The organism is Sandaracinobacter sp. T42 (genome assembly GCF_059115405.1).
Window position 1 is genome coordinate 814077 of the sequence record NZ_CM181101.1, and the last position, 16288, is coordinate 830364.

Below are 16288 nucleotides of genomic sequence, written 5' to 3' on the forward strand. Positions count from 1 at the left end.
GACGATGCATGGGCAAATGGGTGGCAGCCGGGATTCTGGATGGGGCGCTTCAGGCGATCGCGGCGGCGGACACGATGATTGCGGTGGAGGGGCAACCGCTGGACTTCGGTTCGGCAATGAGCGGGAAGCTGGCCGCAACCGCGATGACAGCGGGCGATTTCAACCTGGTCGACGGCGTCGCCGGCGGGCGGCGGCTGCTGATCCCCGCGAAGGGGGAAGTGCCCGTTTCGGCTGCAGGGGTGGCGGATCATATTGCGCTTGTCGACACGATCGGCGGGTCGCTTCTGTATGTGACGACCTGCCCACCGCGGTCGCTTTCGGCGGGTGGGAGCGTGAGCTTCGAGGCCTGGACAGTGGAGATCGGAGCGCCGGTCTGACGCTGCGGTCGGGGGAGACGAGCATGTTCCTGAAAGATGCGGAAGCAACACTCGACTATCGTGTGGACTGGTCGGCTGCGACGGGGGGCGGGCTGACGATCATGGCGAGCAACTGGGCTGCTGGTCCGGGTGGGCTGGTTGTTGCGGATTCGGGTTTGGATGGGGCTGTCGCCTGGGTGCGCCTTTCCGGCGGCACGCCGGGCGATGTCTGCCTGGTGCGGAACCGGGCAGTCTTTTCGGACGGGAGCGCAGATGAGCGCAGCCTGACGATCCGGGTGGGGGAGCGCTGATGGTGGCGATCGATCGGGCGCCGCCGGCGGCGGCACTGGCGGAACTGAAGGCGTTCCTGCGCATCGAGACCAGTCTTGAGGATGCCCTGCTGACGGGATTTCTGCGGGCGGCGACCGAGGCTGTCGAGGCGTTGCTGGGGCAGCTGATGTTCGAGCGGCCTGTGGCGGAGCGAGGGGTTCTGTCTGACGGGGGGCTGCGGCTTGCCGCCGGGCCTGTGCGCAGCCTGGTTTCGGTTGAGACGATCGGCACGGACGGCATGCTTTCGGTGGCGCCGGACGGCGCAGCGAGACTGTTGATCGGGGCCCATGGCGAAGGGCGGATCGATGCGCCGGAGTTGCCCGAGGGCGTCGGCGTTCAAGTCCGCTATCGGGCGGGACTGGCGGGGGACTGGAACGGGGTGCCGGAAGTGCTGCGGCTTTGCGTGATCCGGACGGCGGCGCATTTCCATACGCATCGGGATGCGCCGGATGATCCCGGCATTCCGCCGGCCGTGCAGCGAATGCTGGGGCCCTGGCGCGCGCGCCGCATCCGATAGGAGAGGATCATGGGCGAAGTTGCCGGACGGCTTTCGGAGCGGGTCTGCTTCGAGAGCAGGGACAAGGTGCGCGGATCCGCCGGGGAAATCGACGGCGCCTGGCGCCGGCGGTTCGAATGCTGGGCGAAGGTGGAGCCTGTTTCACGGTTCGAGACGCTGACGCCGCGCGCGGACACGCGGCAGACGACGCGGCGATGGCGACTGGAACTGCGCGCAGAAGTGCGGCCTGAGCTGGACATGCGGATCCGCTGGCGGGGCGAGACACTGCTGCCGACCTCTGTCGAGGTGGATCCGGCTGTGCCCGGGCGCATCATCCTGTGGGCCGAGGACTGGGCGGACTGAACATCGGTTGGAGGCGAAATGAGGGCTAGCCTTGAATTGCAGCGCCGGGTGGCGGCTGCACTGGCGGACGATGCGCATTTCCAGGCGCGGGGGATTCCGGTTTTCGACGGGCCCCCTGCCAATGCCCGGCCGCCCTATCTTTCGATCGGGGCGGACAGCATGGCCGGGCGGACCTGGCAGGGTGGGGCGGGAACCGAGCATCGCTTCGCGGTGAGTCTTTGGGACAATCGGGAAAGTCTGGCGGCGGCGAAGGAGATCCTGGCCGATGTCGAGCGCGCAGTGCTGACCATGCCGCCTTCGCGGGGCGGGTTGCGCCTGATCGGGCTTCGGCTGGTTCGGGCAAGCGTGCGCCGGACCTCCCGGAACTGGCTGCTGGGCCAGCTGGAATTCAGGACGCTTTCAGTGATGGAGAACTGACATGGCAGTCGAGAGTGGGGCGGCGTTTCTGCTGAAGATCGGTGACGGCGGCACGCCGGAGGTGTTTCAGACAGTGGCGGGACTGCGGACGACGCAGATGAGTCTTTCCGCGGAGCCGGTGGTGGTGACCCACAAGGGATCCGGCGGGTGGCGCGAGCTGTTGCCTTCGGGCGGTGTACGGTCGATTTCGATCAGCGGTGCGGGGATTTTCACGGGATCTGACGCCGAGGCGCGACTGAAGGGCCAGCTGCTGTCCGGTAGCCTTGACCGGTTCGAAGTGAGCTTCGAGGGCGGGGAGCGGTTCCGGGGCCGCTTTCAGGTGACGCGGCTGGATTATGCCGGCGATTTCAACGGGGAGCGGAGCTATACGCTGTCGCTCGAGAGCTCTGGCCCGGTGGACGCACTTTGAGTGCCGGGCGTGCGAATGCGCATCGCGGGGAAGTCGACCTGCCGCTTGAGGGCGACGTGCGCCTGTTGCGCCCCAGTTTCGAGGCGCTGGTGGCGGCCGAAGCGGAAGCCGGTAGCCTGTTCCGGTTGCTGGATCGCGCGGCAGCCGGTGAAGTGCGGCTGTCCGACATGGATGCGATGTTCTGGCATTGCCTGGGCGACAGGCGATCCGGCGAGCGGCGCGAGGCCTTTCAGGCGAGCCTGGTGACTGAGGGGATCTGTGCGCTTCTGCCGGTGTACAGGGCGCTGCTGTCGGCCGTGTTCAGGGCCGCGGGATGACGGGCTTTTCGGACATGGCAGTGCGCGCGGCACAGGTGGCGACAGGCGTGCTCGGCTGGAGCCCGGACCAGTTCTGGCGGGCGACGGTGGCGGAACTGGCGCAGGCGCTGGAGGGCCGGGCGGGACCGGCATCGCCCGCGCCGCTGGATCGGGGCGGACTGGAGCGGCTGGAAAGGGGAGCGGACGATGGACGATGAGCTGGATGCGCTGGCCCTGCGGGTGCGGGCCGGATCCGACGAGTTTGCCCGCGACGTGGCGGAGATGCGGGGCGTTCTGCGGGACGGACTCGGCCGGGAGGCCGCCAGCGCGGGCCGCGCGATCGAGGATTCACTGAGGCGTGCGGCGCGGAGCGGGCGGCTGGAATTCGAGGATCTGGGCCGGGCTGCTGCGAAGACGCTTGGCGAGATCGCGGGCGCGGCCCTGAAGCTGGATGGCGCGGGCCTGGCCGGGCTTTCTGCCGGTATGACCGGCCTGCTGGGGCTGCCCGGGCGCGCAACGGGTGGACCAGTGGCGCCCGGCCAGGCCTATCTGGTGGGGGAGCGTGGCCCGGAAGTGTTCGTGCCGACTTCCAGCGGGCGCATCGAGACTGGCGCACCCGCGAGACGTTCGGTGCAGCTGACGGTGAACATGCGCGGCGAGCAGCGTGCAGCAAGCCCGTTCATGGCCCCGACCGCGCGGCAGGTAGCGCATGAGATTCGCCGGGTGCTGGAGCGGCTGGATGGCTGAGGTGCCGCCCTATCTGGCGGCCCGCGGGGACCAGGCGCGGACGGGCTGGGCAAAGCGCTTCCGTCCGCAGCTGTGGACCGTGGATTTCGCCCGGCCGATGATGGCGGCGGCGACCGCGCCGGCGCCGGGCGTGCTGCGCCTGGATCTGGATTTCCTGACGCGCGCCGATCTGGCGGGGTTGATCTGGGAGAGCGAGGACAGATGGTCTCATCCCCTGCTCGCCTATGAAACGGACCGGGATTACCGGGGGTGCAGGCTGCGCTTCCGCTGGGTTTCCGGACCCGGCGTCATGCCGCTGGACGCACTGAACGGGCCCGTTCTGACCATAGAGGGCCGGGATTCAGCGGGCGTGGGGCGGACCTGGTATGTCAGGTTGTGGAACCATGCCGCGGGTTCGCCCACGGACGCGGTGATCGAGCTGGTGTTCGACGAACTGCGTGCCGGCTTCGGCCCGCACGGGGATGCCGTGTTCGCGGGTGATATCGACCGGATGTTCATTTCGATCGTGCCGGAGGGTTTCGACGGATCGGTCGATGCGCTTCCCGCGCCGGTTTCGACCTGGGTCGAACTGAGGGATCTTTCGGCCGACGGACTGCGAAGCGTGGTGCGCGTGGGGGATGCGTTCCTGCCGCCGCACGGGCTGCGGATGGCATCTGGCTATGACGACAGCTATCATCAGCCGCCCGAGCGCCTGGTGGAGCAGTGGGAGGCGCTGGGATACCGGCGGCTTGTCAATCATTATGTCGGGATGAGCCATTACCCGGCGCTGGCGCATGCGGGCGGTGGCCGGTTCGAGGTTTCCGGCGGGCTGTGCGCCGCAGCGACGGCCTGGCACCGGCGGCTGTTCGAGATTGCCGGCGACCATGGGTTTGAACTGATCCTTTCATTGTCGTTCGAACTGTTCGACGCCCATGCGCCGGACGACTGGGCGCAGAGGGATCTGGAGGGAGCGCGGGCGCTGACCGGCTGGTTTCCGCCATCCACGCTGCTTTCGCCCTGCAATGCGGCGGCGATGAGCTGGTTGCAGGAAATCGCGCGGGCATTCGCTTTATTGGCCGCCGAAGGGGGGCGAGATGTCTCCTTTCAGGTCGGGGAGCCCTGGTGGTGGGTCGGGCCATCGGGGCGGCCCTGTTTCCATGACGCGGCAACGGTGGCGCGATGGATCGCCGAGACCGGGACGGCACCGCCGGAAATGGCCGATGTGCGGGGCGTGCGATCCGAGACGGAGCGGGTGTGGCTGGTGTGGCTGGGCGCGCGGCTGGCGGAGGCGACACTGGCGTTGCGCGACGCGGCTTCTGCGGTTTCCGGGGCCGGATTTCGTTCCCACCTGCTTTTCTATGCACCCCAGGTGTTGGACGAAGCCACGCCGGACCTGGCGCTGGCGAATATGCCCGACGGCTGGGCGAGCCCCGCATGGGATCGCCTGCAGCTTGAGGACTATGAGTTCGTGACCGGCGGGAACGAGGCGGGATTGGCACGGGCGACGACCGCCGTCACGGCCCGGCTGGGATATGGCGCGGCGCAACAGCAGTATCTGGCCGGATTTGTGCCGGATGCGGGGCAGGCACAGGCGCAGTGGCCAAAGATCGCCGCCGCCGTGCGGTCCGCCCGTAGCCGGTCGGTTCCCGAGATATTCGTGTGGGCCTGGCCGCAGGTTGCACGCGACGGATTCACCTGGGTGGAACTGGGGCCTTCACCGGATGAGGAGATGGGCGTGGACGAGTTTCATGATGTCCGGTTTCCGCTGGATGTGGGATTTGATGCAGTGGGCGGGCCCGCCTTTTCGACGCAGGTCGCGATCCTGGCTTCCGGCCACGAGCAGCGCAACAGCATGTGGCAGGGCGCGCGGCTTTCCTATGACGCGGGGCTTGGTCTTCGATCCGAGACCGATCTGGCCTTGCTGCTTGCCTTTTTCCGGGCACGGCGCGGGAAGGCGGCCTCTTTCCGCTTTCGCGACCCGATGGACTGGACGAGCGGATCGTTCGGTGCGGAAATCACGGCGGTCGATCAGCTGATCGGCATTGGCGATGGCACGACGCTGAGCTTCCGGCTGGTGAAGCACTATGGTTCCGAGGCCGGTGCAGAAATTCGGTCCATCACGCGTCCGGAAGCAGGAACGGTGCGCATTGCCATCGGCGGAGTCGAGTGCCTTGCGGGCTGGGTGCTCGAGGATCGAGGCATAATCCGGTTCGACGATCCACCCGCATTGGGGATGGAGGTGCGAGCGGGCTTTGCGTTCGATGTGCCGGTTCGGTTCGATGTCGATCAGCTGCAGATTTCGCTGAGCGGTGTGCGTGCGGGCGAGGCGCAGTCGGTTCCCCTTGTCGAGGTATTCGAATGAGTGGGCCCGAGGCCTGGCTGGGCTGCCCTCTGACGTCCATTGCGCTTTGCTGGAAGCTGATCCGGACAGATGGCGTGGCGATGGGGTTCACAAGCCATGACCGGGATCTGCGGTTGGGCGGCCTGCTGTATCGCGCCCGACCGGGCATGACCCCTTCCGCCGTGAGCCAGTCGAACAGGCTGGAGCCCGATGCGATGGACGTGGAGGGCGTGCTGCAGGACAGTGCGATCCGCGGATTTGATCTGGAGGCCGGACGCTGGGCCGATGCACGGGTCGAGCTGTCGGCATGCGACTGGGCGGATTCTGCGGCCGAGCCGCTGGTTCTGCTGCGGGGCAGGTTAGGGCAACTGAGCCATGCGGTTGCAGGCGCCGGCGGGCAGTACCGGATGGAGTTGCGCAGCGGTTTGGATGGCATCGACGACAGGTCGGCGCCGGTGCTTTCGCCGACGTGCCGGGCTTCGCTCGGGGATGATCGCTGCGGCGTGGACATGGCGCCAAGGACCTGTCGCGTCGTTGCAGCGGGGGGGGCGGGGATGGAAATCCGGCTCGAACAGCCGCTGGATTTGCCGCAGCGCTATGCCGGTGGCCGGGCACGGGTGCTGGATGGCAGCCTGGCCGGTCTGGATCATCGGATCGAAAGGGCGGCTGGAACAACGCTGTTGCTTGACGAGCGGCTTGCCGCCGATCTGGGGCCTGGCATCCGTATCGAGCTGCGCGAGGGGTGCGACAAGCTGTTCGCAACCTGCCGGGATCGTTTCGGCAACTGCGCGGCATTCGATGGAGAGCCGCATGTGCCCGGCGCGGATGCGTTGCTTCGCTATGTCGATCCCTGACGTGCATCCGCGTGCGGCCCTGATCGTGGATCGGGCGCGCGGCCTGATCGGCGTGCCATTCAGGGCGCAGGGCCGCAACGAGGCCGGCGTGGATTGTCTGGGCCTTGTGTTGCTTGCGGCCGAGGCCGCAGGCGTTCGCCCGGTGATTGGGGCTCAGCCTTTGCGCGGACTGGCCATGAGGGATGTCAGCGACATGCTGCGCGTGGTTGGCTGCCATGAACAGGCATTGGCTGAATCGCGGGCCGGAGACGTGCTGATATCCGTACCCGGGGCGCGGCAGGTCCACCTGGGCATCTGCACCGACCGGGGCGTCGTTGAGGCGTGCGCGCGCATTCGGCGGGTTGTCGAGCGCAACACCATCGAGGCCGGAAGATGGCGAACAGCCTGGCGGCTTCCCGCAGGAGATGCATGATGGCATCGGTATTGTTGTCGACGGTCGGGCAGGCCGTGGGCGGCCCGTTCGGAGCGGGGATCGGGGCCGCGGTGGGCGCCAGCCTGGACTCTGCCCGCGCACAGCGAACGGGTCGGGCAGACGATCTGTATTTGCAGCGATCCGCCTATGGCGAGACAGTGCCGAGGCTCTTCGGAACAATGCGAACCGCCGGGCTTCTGATATGGGCACTGCAGCCCGAGGGCGGCGGCGGGCGCAAGGGGGACGGGCGACGCGAGGCAGAGGCCAGCTTTGCAATCGCCCTGTCCCGGGGGCCGGTACGGGAGGTGCGCCGAATCTGGGCGGATGGCCGCGAGATCCGGTGGGGCGACGGTGTATGCGCCTTTGAATTCGAGATGCGTCTGCACAGTGCGCCAGTGCGCGTTGCCGATCCGTTGATAGCGGCTGTGGAAGGCGCGGGTGGCGCGCCGGCATTGCGGGGGCTGAGCCATGTGGTGTTCGAGGGCTTTCCGCTTGGCCCGTTCGGAAACCGGATCCCCAGCCTGAGTTTCGAACTTGTCGCAGACCACGGGCGCGCGGATCAGTGGGCAGGCGTGCTGGCTTCGGACGCCGGCATGAGAGCCGGGGCGCTTTCCGCTCCGCCGGGTGTAACGGGTTTTGTGGAGTCTGGCGCGCGTCTGCTGGATGATATCGAGCGGCTGTCATGGATCTGCGGCGCGGAAATCCGGCTTTTAAATGGCGCCTATGCCCTGGGTGGCCCGGAGATGACACATGTGATCCGGCCCGTTGATGTGCTGTTCGATCCGGGAACCGAGATGGCCGGCGCGCGCTTCGTTCGGGAACGGCGCCCTGTCGGCCTGAGCCTGACCTATATCGATCCGGACAGGGATTATCAGCTTGGTCTGCAACGGCGGCAGCTGGAGCGCAGCGGCCAGTCGATTGAACTGAGCTGGGCGATCGGAGCGAGTGCCGGCGCGGCGATGGCGCTGTGCCGACAGGCCTTGCGCCGGGAGGGTGCACGACGCGAGCACCTGAACCTGTCTCTGCCCCACAGGTGGATGCATGTTTCCATCGGTGACCGCGTGGAGTTCGGTGAGAGTGGTGGCTGGCGGGTCGTTCGCCGGGATGTTCGCGGATTGAATATCCATATTGAGGCCGAACGGATCGAGGCATTGGCTGATCAGGGGGGCGTAGCCTCTGATCCCGGACGCAGCCTTTCCGATCCCGTGGTTCCCGCAGGCTCCACGCGGGCGCTGGTGTTTGAACCGCCCGTTCCAGCCGGATCCACTGGGCCCGTCGTTGCCGTGGTTGGCGGCGGGGGCCCGGGATGGCGGGGGGCTGACCTTTCAGTGCTGGATGCAGGCGCATCCGTTCCGATCGGCAGGTTGCCGACAGGCCGCGGGGTTGGCGAGTTGCTGGCCCACTTGCCTGCCGGGCCTGAGTCGGTCTGGGATGAGCATAATTTCGTGCTGATGAGACTGGTTGGACAGGATGGGTTGGCCAGCCGGGATCATGCCGGAGTCCTTGACGGCGGCGGGCTGATTCTGGTGGGGCGCGAACTGATCCAGGCGCGTCAGGTCGAACGTCTTGGCGAGGGCGTCGTGCGACTGACCGGATTGCTGCGGCGGCGCTATGCGACCCCCTGCGAATCGCAAGGCTGGCCCGTGGGAACCGGGGTGGCGGAAGTGATCCTGACGGATCATCCGGAATTTGCTGTGACGGGCGACGCGCCGGGCCGGGAGATCGTTTTTCTGGCTGAGGGACGGGGGGATCCGCCTGGCGGCACCGAGATCGTGTACAGAATCGAGGGAGCGGGACTGGCCCCGCTCGCGCCTGTCCACCTGCGGGCTGAACGGGATGCTGGCGGCGCGTTGAGGTTCCACTGGGTCGAGCGTCGGCGCGGTTCGTGGACATGGACCGAGGGAAGCGTGGCGTCAGAGCAGAAATATGTCTGGCGGTGTAGGCTGAGCCACGGGCGCATGCACGAGTTCCGGGTGGACGCGTTGGAGCTGACGCTGAGCCTGGCCGAGCAGCTTTCCCTGCTGGGCGAGGAACTCACCGCCGGCGAGTTTCAGGTGGAGGCTGTCGGGGATGGACCGAAATGGGTTCGTTGTTCGGCATGGGCGCGGATTTGAAGATGGGGGAGTGCCAATGACGGAACGAACGGCCCGGTTTGGCTTGCCGCTGCTGCTGGCAGGGCAGGGGCAGAAAGACGTGACTCACAACGAAGCCCTACTGGTGGTGGATGCGTTGCTTTGCCCGGTGGTGGAACATGTCGGGCTGGCGACCCCGCCTGCGGATCCCGTTGTCGGGCAGTGCTGGCTGATACCCGCAGATGCAACGGATGTGTGGGCGTCCCGCAGGGGACAACTTGCTGCATGGACTGAAGGGGGGTGGCGTTATCTTGAACTTCCAGTTGGTGTTTCGCTGTTTGACAGGCACAGCGAGCGGATGATCCGACGATCCGATTCGGGCTGGACGATCGACCGATGGCGGGGTGCGGTTGCGCCAGCCATCTCAACACCTTCGGGCGGGCTTGTGGCCGACACGGAGGCCAGGGCGGCGATTGATGGGTTGATCACCAGCCTGGTCGACATCGGGCTGATCTCTACATAAGGTTTGCAATCCGTTTCCATTGAATGGGCCATGTGGCTCTTGCAACACAGTTTTCGCGCCTGTCCCCCTTGCTAACGTATGGCCCCCTCGTTTACATGGCCCGGCCTGAGTGCGTCATTACGTAGAAGGGGATAGTCATGGGGAAGTTCGCCGTAGCGGTCGCGCTGGCGACCACGGTGCTGGCAGGAGCCGCGCAAGCGCGCGATAACTCCTGGTATATTGGGCTCGATGCCGGCGGCTTCATCGCCGAGACGAAGAGCTGGGATATTGAAACTGCAGCTGGTGCTGGTGTTTCGGGCGCTCTGCGCAACAAGTACGAGCCGGGTTGGGAACTCGGTGGCGTTCTTGGCTACGACTTCGGTGCGTTCCGCACGGAATTCGAAGTTGCCTACAAGAATGCCAACCTTGACGCGGTCACGGTTGCGAGCGGTATTCCGCCGATCAACTGGGGCTTTGGTCAAAACAGCTCCCCGCCTGCCGGGCGTTATGATGCCGCAGACGGCAACGCGCAGATCCTGAGCTTCATGCTGAATGGCATGTTCGATTTCGGCGCCGAAGAGGGTTCGCCCTTTGGCGGGTTCGTCGGTGGTGGCGTTGGCGTTGCTCGCTTCAAGGCCGACATCTGGCAGCTTTACAAGTATACGGCGGCTTTTGCTGACGACAGTGACACCGGCTTTGCTTGGCAAGCCCTTGCTGGCGTTCGTTATGCGCTGTCCGAAAAGGTTGATCTGTCCCTGAAGTACCGTTTCTTCAACATGAACGGTATCGATCTGCAGACGACCAATGGTCACGATCTGTCGGGTAACTGGCGTAGCCACAGCCTGTTGCTGGGCGTTAGCTTCAACCTGTTCGAAGAAGCCGCTCCGCCTCCGCCGCCTCCGCCTCCGCCTCCGCCTCCGCCTCCGCCTCCGCCTCCGCCGCCGCCGCCGGCGCCGGTTGTGCCTGGTCCGTTCCTCGTCTTCTTCGACTGGGACAAGTATGACATTACGCCGGAAGCGGCTGCGATCCTCGATCGTGCTGCGGAAGCCTATGTCCAGACGGGTCAGTCTTCGGTGGTGATCGACGGTCACACTGACACGTCGGGTTCGGCGAAGTATAACCAGGCTCTGTCGGAACGCCGGGCGAATGCTGTGAAGGCCTACATGGCTGGCAAGGGCATTTCCGAAGCGCAAATGACCACGCGTGGTTTCGGCTTTAACCGTCTGCTGGTCGACACGCCGCTGGGCGTGCGCGAGCCGCAAAACCGGCGCGCTGAAATCATCTTCGGTCAACCGGCTAACTGATGATCATCTGGCGGGGGCTTCGGCTCCCGCCAGACACCAATAAAGAGGCCCTGCATCGAGCGCGATGCAGGGCCTCTTTTCATATGTGGCGTCTAATTGAATCGTTCCTGCTGCGACGGAGCGAAAGCGATGCCACCGCAGGAGGGATAGGCTGGTAATCAGCCAATCAGCGAATGAATAATCGGTGCAACCTGTTTGAGGATTGACCGGCCTATCGGCAGCGGGACTTGCCTTTGCAGGGATCGGTCAACTGGGGAACAATGGCCCATTCGAGCTTGGGGGCAAGGATATGGGCCTGCCTCACGCCAAGGCTCTCGCGGAGAGCCGGGAGTTCCGCAGCGGCAAATTCGGCGAACTGTCCCTTGGGGACAGCTAGTGCACGCCGGCCGACCAGTGCTGCCATATTACAAAAACTGACCTGGCCATCGAAGCTGGCCCAGCTCTGATTGGATCTGGTCGCGTAGGTATCGAATGCACGCTGACCGGCCTTTGGCCCCTTTGTCCGCACGAAATAGCTTGTCATCTGCTTGAAGGCATCCGCCATCTCGTCCGAATGTTGTCGAAGCAGTGCATTGTATGTTGGCACAGTGGCCAAGAAAGGCGAGAACTGACACTGAAGTGCCGCAACGTTGAGCCCCGACCTGAGGCTCCAGACCTTCTCGGCCTTGTCTTCCCTTGTATTGAGGCCGGCCAGAGGCGTCGGGGCGGTTGTTGCCCCGACGCTCGTGCCGGCAAGCATTCCGCCAAGCAAAAGAGCTGTAGCCTTTACGGCAACCCCGATCGGCGAAACCTTCCTAGAAGCCAACATCAGCCCAGGATCTTCCCGAGTTGCATGGCGATCCCCATGTCACCTTCGACCTTCAATTTTCCCATCATGAAGGCCATCTGGGCATTCTGCTTGCCATCTGCAATGTCGATGAAGTCTGACATTGTCACCTTCACACGGCAGTCCGCAGGGCCATTGTCGTTGCTGACGGCTGCAGGGTTGCTGGTGCCATCGATACGGACGGCGCCATCATCTCCGAAGTCGAAGGTAACGACCTTTCCGGCAATCCCGCCATTCTTGGCGACGCGCTCGGACATTCCCTGGGTAATCTCATGCAAGCTCATGCTCTTCTCCCTCCACTTGCAAGAAAGGCCGCCTTTTTGAGGCGGCCTTTCCGAAACCAATCGACCTGATGGTCGAAACTGGACAACTTACTTGGCCGGAGCTTCCGCCGGAGCAGCAGCGGCCGCATCAGCAGCGGCAGCGGCCGCATCGGTCGCAGCGGCGGCCGCATCGGTCGCGGCAGCGGCAGCGTCAGCCGGGGCAGCAGCGGCATCAACGGGGGCCACATCAGCCGGAGCGGCTTCCACGGCAGCCGCTTCGGTCGGGGCGGCAGCTTCTTCGGCCGGCTTGGTGCCGCCGCAAGCAACAACGAACAGAGCAGCGCCGGTCACGAGCGCGGCAGCCTTCACCTTCTGGAGAACGTCACCCATTATCTGACTCCTGATTGGTCATTTTCGAAAGTTCTGGAGCTTTCGATCCCTACCGACCCCGAACCGGGCGGGAACCTAGCGGCAATCCCGGTGGGCCTCAAGCGTCTTGATACGTGGCGGCTCCGCTGCCGACAGGAAGTGCATCAAAACAGGCAGGTTGAGGTGCAATGCCTCATCCAGATGCGCCATCGTCAGGCCGGGCACCAGATCGGCGGCGCGTGTCACGCCGAACTCCGAGATACCGCAGGGTACGATCGCCTGATAATGTTCGAGATCGGTCGTCACGTTGAGTGCCAGCCCATGGAAACTTATCCACCGTCTGACACGAACGCCGATGGCACCAATCTTGTACAGGCTGTTGCCGGACAACACCCAGATGCCGGTTCCCGCATCACTGATCCCGGCCTCGACACCGCAATCAGCCAGTGATGCGATCGCCCATGCCTCAAGTGCCGAGACATAACGTCTCACGTCGCGCCCGCGCATCCTGAGATCCAGCATCGGATAGACAACCCGCTGGCCGGGCCCGTGATACGTGAAACGTCCGCCACGACCGACAGCGTGCACCGGAAAGCGTTCCGGCATCAGCAGGTCGGCGGGATTGGCGCTGGTACCTGATGTCAGCAGCGGAGGATGTTCGACAAGCCAGATCTCTTCGTGCGCCGAGCCGTTCGCCATCCGCTCGACATGGGCCTCCATCGCGGTGACAGTTTCCGCATAGTCCGACAATCCGGCGATCGGGCGCCAAAGGGGGTCCGGGGCAGGTGCCATGATTGCGCCAGATAGAGCCTTGTCAGCGACAATGCCACCGGCAAGGCAAAGTGGACTCTGGCGTAGCGAGTCCGCGCTGTGATATTCGCTCTGTAATGTCGGTACGTTCCCTCGTAGCAGCCGCGCTGCTGATTGGCATTGCAGCACAGGTTCATGGCCCTGCGCCGGCGCAGGCTCTCAGCCTTTTCGACCAGCAGAAGTATGCGGCCTTCGTGGCGGATGCTGAGACTGGCGAGGTGCTCTATTCGCGACGGGCCGATATGCAGCGGTTTCCCGCGTCCATCACCAAGGTGATGACGCTCTATGTGGTGTTCGAGCAGCTTGCGTCCGGAAACCTGAAGCTTGACGACCGGGTTGTGGTGAGCCGCAACGCGGCAAGCCAGCGGCCATCGAAGCTTGGGCTGAAGCCCGGTGAGAGCCTGACAGTTGATCAGGCCATCCGCAGCCTCGCGACCAAGTCCGCCAATGATATCTCGGTTGCACTGGCGGAACATATCGCCGGCAGCTCGGAGGAGTTTGCGCGGCTGATGACGGTGCGCGCAAAGCAACTGGGGATGACGAACAGCCGCTTCGTGAATCCGAACGGACTGCCGGATTCCCGCCAGATCACGACAGCGCGGGACATCTTCATCCTGTCGCAGGCAACGATCCGGAATTTCCCGCAATATTACAGCTATTATCAGCAACAGCAGTTCGTGTTCGGCAACCAGGTACTGCCCAACCACAATCATCTGCTGCGCACCATGCCCGGCGTGGACGGCATCAAGACAGGCTTTACAAATGCCGCGGGCTTCACGCTCGCTGCGTCGGCCGTACGGGATGGGCGGCGCCTGATCGCGGTGGTGCTGGGCGGCCCCACGCGGGTCGCCCGTGACAGCAATGTGGAAAGCCTGCTGTCTGCCGGGTTCGCCGTGCTGTCTGCCCGGGATCGCGGCCAGCGGGTTCAGGTGGCCGACCTGCTAGCGGAACCCGGCGACCTGAATGACGAAACGCTGCGCCAGCTTGTCGAGCAGGGCAGCGGAGATGCACCGCCGCGCAAGCGCTGACAAACCCGCCGCCGACTGCATTGCGATGCACATTGGGGCTACATTTCATAGCCCGCCTGTTCTACCACGGCCGCATCGGCAACTGAGCGGCGAGGAGAGCGGGGCATGACAGCTTTCGAAGGTGGGGCAGAAGGGGCCGATGCCGGCCGCCGTTCATCGATCTCGCGCCGCTCCCTTCTGGCCGGGCTGGGCGTCGCGGCTGTTGGTTTTTCACTTCAGGCCTGCGGCAAGGGCGGCGGGGATGCCGGTGGCGACAAGCTGAACTTCTACACATGGGATACCTACATCGGGGAAACCACGCTCGCCGATTTCCAGAAGGCCAGCGGCGTCAAGGTGCAGACCAGCTATTTTTCCACCAACGACGAGCTGTTCGCCAAGCTGAAGGCCGGCAACCCCGGCTATGATGTGATCGTGCCTTCGAACGAATTCGTGACGCGGATGCGCCAGGCCGACATGTTGCTGCCGCTGGACATGGCTCTGATCCCCAACATCAAGAATATCGCGCCGGAATTCCTGGGGAATGATTATGATCCGGCGCCCAAGCATAGCGTGCCCTACACCTGGCTCGTCACCGGCATCGGTTACCGCAAGTCACGCGTGAACGGCGTGCCCGACAGCTGGAAGTGGCTGTACGACAGCGAGCTTTACAAGGGCCGCATCGCGCTGCTTTCGGAGGCGGCCGACCTGATCCGGCTGGGGGCGAAATATCTGGGCAAGTCTCTGAACGGGATCGACGCCGCCACCGTGAAGCAGGTGGAGGAGATGCTGATCCGGCAGAAGCCCAACATCAAGACCTTCCACGAGGACAACGGGCAGGATCTGCTGCTGGCGGGTGACGTGGACCTGGTGATGGAGTTCAACGGCGACATCGCCCAGATCGCGGCGGAAGACCCCGACATCGGATTCGTGGTGCCGAAAGAAGGCTCGCTTCTGAACGCGGACACGCTGGCGATCCCCAAGGGCGCGCCGCGGCCGGAACTGGCGCACAAGTTCATCAACTTCCTGCTGGACGCCGAGGCCGGCAAGCATATCGCGGAAACCATCCTCTATCCGACGCCGAATGCGGCGGCGAAGGCGCTGATGCCGGAATCCTACCGCGACAACCCGATCGTCTTCCCGACCGGCGCGGGCATGGACAACAGCGAATGGGGCAAGTTCGAGGGGCCCGATCAGCAGCGCATGTTCGAGGACGCGATCACCCGCGTCCGCGCGGCCTGATGCCTTAGCCGGGGGCGGGTATTTGACCGACGGGGTGGACTGGCGGCGCGCCAAGACGGGACTTGCCGCCCTGCTGGGGCCGCCCCTGGGCTGGTTCCTGCTGTTCTTCGCCGTGCCCATGGCGGTGGTCTGGGCCTACAGCTTCGGTTCCAACGTGGGTGTGTCGGACATCGACATCTCCGGCACCTTCGCCAACTATGCCCGCGCGCTTGAGCCCCTTTACCTTGGCATCCTGATAAAGTCGCTGGCGTTTGCCGCGCTGGCGACGCTGATCTGTCTGGTCGTCGGATTTCCGGTCGCGCTTGCGATCAGCTTTGCGCCGCCGGGTCTGAAGACCTGGCTGCTGATCGGCGTGATGTTGCCCTTCTGGACGAACCTGCTGATCCGCACCTACGCGCTTATCGCCATCCTGCGCGACGAGGGGCTGCTCAACAGCGGGCTGGAGCTGGCGTTCGGCTGGGCGGGGTTCGAGCGGCTGCCGCTGATGAACAACAATTTCGCGGTGATGGTCGGCCTGGTCTATGTCCATTTGCCCTTCACGGTTCTGCCGCTCTATGCTGCGCTCGACAGGCTCGATCGCTCCCTCCTGGAAGCCAGCCTCGATCTGGGCGCCGGGCATCTGCGCACCATCTGGAACGTCGTGCTGCCACTTGCCGCGCCCGGGATCGTCTCGGCCGTGCTGCTCACCTTCATCCCCGTGCTGGGCAGCTATCTCCAGCCGGATCTGCTTGGCGGGCCGGACAGCCAGATGATCGCCAACGTGATCGAACGGCAGTTCAAGCGCGCGAATGACTGGCCGTTCGGCGCCGCACTCGCCTTCATGCTGATGTACCTGACTCTGTTCGGAATCGCGGTGCAGTCGCTGCTGAAGCGGCGGGAGCGCCCGGAATGAGGCG

At 64.9% G+C, this 16288-nt stretch carries 22 protein-coding genes; 18 read left to right on the plus strand and 4 right to left on the minus strand.

The annotated features are described in order from the left end of the window. Positions 1-8: 8 nt before the first annotated feature. The 15 genes from ACW9TV_RS03890 to ACW9TV_RS03960 all read left to right on the plus strand — a co-directional run bounded on the left by ACW9TV_RS03890 (position 9) and on the right by ACW9TV_RS03960 (position 10878). A complete protein-coding gene (locus ACW9TV_RS03890; protein ID WP_494304545.1) occupies positions 9-377 on the plus strand; it encodes a hypothetical protein in 369 nt (122 codons plus the stop codon). A gap of 23 nt (positions 378-400) precedes the next feature. Beyond that, positions 401-667, plus strand: coding sequence for a phage fiber-tail adaptor protein (locus tag ACW9TV_RS03895; protein WP_494304546.1), 267 nt, complete (start codon positions 401-403; stop codon positions 665-667). Continuing rightward, entirely contained in the window at positions 667-1203 is a 537-nt protein-coding gene (locus ACW9TV_RS03900) for a head-tail connector protein (protein WP_494304547.1), read from the plus strand. Before ACW9TV_RS03895 ends, ACW9TV_RS03900 begins: the two co-directional genes overlap by 1 nt. A 9-nt stretch (positions 1204-1212) precedes the next feature. After that, a complete protein-coding gene (locus ACW9TV_RS03905; RefSeq protein WP_494304548.1) occupies positions 1213-1545 on the plus strand; it encodes a phage head completion protein in 333 nt (110 codons plus the stop codon). An 18-nt stretch (positions 1546-1563) separates the two neighbouring features. Beyond that, positions 1564-1962, plus strand: a complete 399-nt coding sequence (locus tag ACW9TV_RS03910; RefSeq protein WP_494304549.1) for a DUF3168 domain-containing protein — start codon at positions 1564-1566, stop codon at positions 1960-1962. 1 nt (position 1963) lies between these two features. Then, positions 1964-2371, plus strand: coding sequence for a phage tail tube protein (locus ACW9TV_RS03915; RefSeq protein WP_494304550.1), 408 nt, complete (start codon positions 1964-1966; stop codon positions 2369-2371). Further along, entirely contained in the window at positions 2368-2688 is a 321-nt protein-coding gene (locus ACW9TV_RS03920) for a GTA-gp10 family protein (protein WP_494304551.1), read from the plus strand. The genes ACW9TV_RS03915 and ACW9TV_RS03920 overlap by 4 nt, the downstream gene beginning before the upstream one ends. Continuing rightward, positions 2685-2885, plus strand: a complete 201-nt coding sequence (locus ACW9TV_RS03925) for a phage tail assembly chaperone (protein ID WP_494304552.1) — start codon at positions 2685-2687, stop codon at positions 2883-2885. Before ACW9TV_RS03920 ends, ACW9TV_RS03925 begins: the two co-directional genes overlap by 4 nt. Continuing rightward, entirely contained in the window at positions 2875-3414 is a 540-nt protein-coding gene (locus tag ACW9TV_RS03930; protein ID WP_494304553.1) for a tail tape measure protein, read from the plus strand. The genes ACW9TV_RS03925 and ACW9TV_RS03930 overlap by 11 nt, the downstream gene beginning before the upstream one ends. Further along, complete coding sequence (locus tag ACW9TV_RS03935) at positions 3407-5755, plus strand: phage distal tail protein, Rcc01695 family (protein ID WP_494304554.1); 2349 nt, start codon at positions 3407-3409, stop codon at positions 5753-5755. Before ACW9TV_RS03930 ends, ACW9TV_RS03935 begins: the two co-directional genes overlap by 8 nt. An 80-nt stretch (positions 5756-5835) precedes the next feature. Further along, entirely contained in the window at positions 5836-6588 is a 753-nt protein-coding gene (locus ACW9TV_RS03940) for a phage/gene transfer agent baseplate hub protein (RefSeq protein ID WP_494305027.1), read from the plus strand. Next, on the plus strand, positions 6533-7000 hold the full coding sequence (locus ACW9TV_RS03945) for an NlpC/P60 family protein (RefSeq protein WP_494304555.1): 468 nt from the start codon (positions 6533-6535) through the stop codon (positions 6998-7000). The genes ACW9TV_RS03940 and ACW9TV_RS03945 overlap by 56 nt, the downstream gene beginning before the upstream one ends. Then, complete coding sequence (locus ACW9TV_RS03950) at positions 7000-9114, plus strand: GTA baseplate fiber-binding domain-containing protein (protein WP_494304556.1); 2115 nt, start codon at positions 7000-7002, stop codon at positions 9112-9114. Before ACW9TV_RS03945 ends, ACW9TV_RS03950 begins: the two co-directional genes overlap by 1 nt. Positions 9115-9130: 16 nt before the next feature. Next, on the plus strand, positions 9131-9595 hold the full coding sequence (locus tag ACW9TV_RS03955; protein WP_494304557.1) for a DUF2793 domain-containing protein: 465 nt from the start codon (positions 9131-9133) through the stop codon (positions 9593-9595). Positions 9596-9732: 137 nt separating this feature from the next. Next, complete coding sequence (locus ACW9TV_RS03960; RefSeq protein WP_494304558.1) at positions 9733-10878, plus strand: OmpA family protein; 1146 nt, start codon at positions 9733-9735, stop codon at positions 10876-10878. A gap of 211 nt (positions 10879-11089) precedes the next feature. On the opposite strand, the gene ACW9TV_RS03965 is transcribed toward ACW9TV_RS03960, so the two are convergent. The 4 genes from ACW9TV_RS03965 to lipB form a co-directional block, all read right to left on the minus strand. After that, positions 11090-11617, minus strand: coding sequence for a hypothetical protein (locus ACW9TV_RS03965; RefSeq protein WP_494304559.1), 528 nt, complete (start codon positions 11615-11617; stop codon positions 11090-11092). A 68-nt stretch (positions 11618-11685) separates the two neighbouring features. Further along, positions 11686-11988 (minus strand): SCP2 sterol-binding domain-containing protein, encoded by a 303-nt coding sequence (locus ACW9TV_RS03970; protein ID WP_494304560.1) that lies wholly within the window; start codon positions 11986-11988, stop codon positions 11686-11688. Between the two features lie 87 nt (positions 11989-12075). Further along, positions 12076-12357 carry a hypothetical protein gene (locus ACW9TV_RS03975; RefSeq protein WP_494304561.1) on the minus strand — a complete coding sequence of 94 codons (282 nt, stop codon included), beginning with the start codon at positions 12355-12357 and terminating at the stop codon, positions 12076-12078. A 75-nt stretch (positions 12358-12432) separates the two neighbouring features. Then, on the minus strand, positions 12433-13128 hold the full coding sequence (lipB, locus tag ACW9TV_RS03980; RefSeq protein WP_494304562.1) for a lipoyl(octanoyl) transferase LipB: 696 nt from the start codon (positions 13126-13128) through the stop codon (positions 12433-12435). Positions 13129-13223: 95 nt separating this feature from the next. On the opposite strand from lipB, the gene ACW9TV_RS03985 reads away from it, so the two are divergent. The 3 genes from ACW9TV_RS03985 to ACW9TV_RS03995 all read left to right on the plus strand — a co-directional run bounded on the left by ACW9TV_RS03985 (position 13224) and on the right by ACW9TV_RS03995 (position 16284). After that, entirely contained in the window at positions 13224-14174 is a 951-nt protein-coding gene (locus tag ACW9TV_RS03985) for a D-alanyl-D-alanine carboxypeptidase family protein (protein WP_494304563.1), read from the plus strand. A gap of 105 nt (positions 14175-14279) precedes the next feature. Further along, positions 14280-15392, plus strand: coding sequence for an ABC transporter substrate-binding protein (locus ACW9TV_RS03990; protein ID WP_494304564.1), 1113 nt, complete (start codon positions 14280-14282; stop codon positions 15390-15392). A 22-nt stretch (positions 15393-15414) separates the two neighbouring features. Then, on the plus strand, positions 15415-16284 hold the full coding sequence (locus ACW9TV_RS03995; RefSeq protein ID WP_494304565.1) for an ABC transporter permease: 870 nt from the start codon (positions 15415-15417) through the stop codon (positions 16282-16284). The last annotated feature ends 4 nt before the right edge of the window (positions 16285-16288 follow it).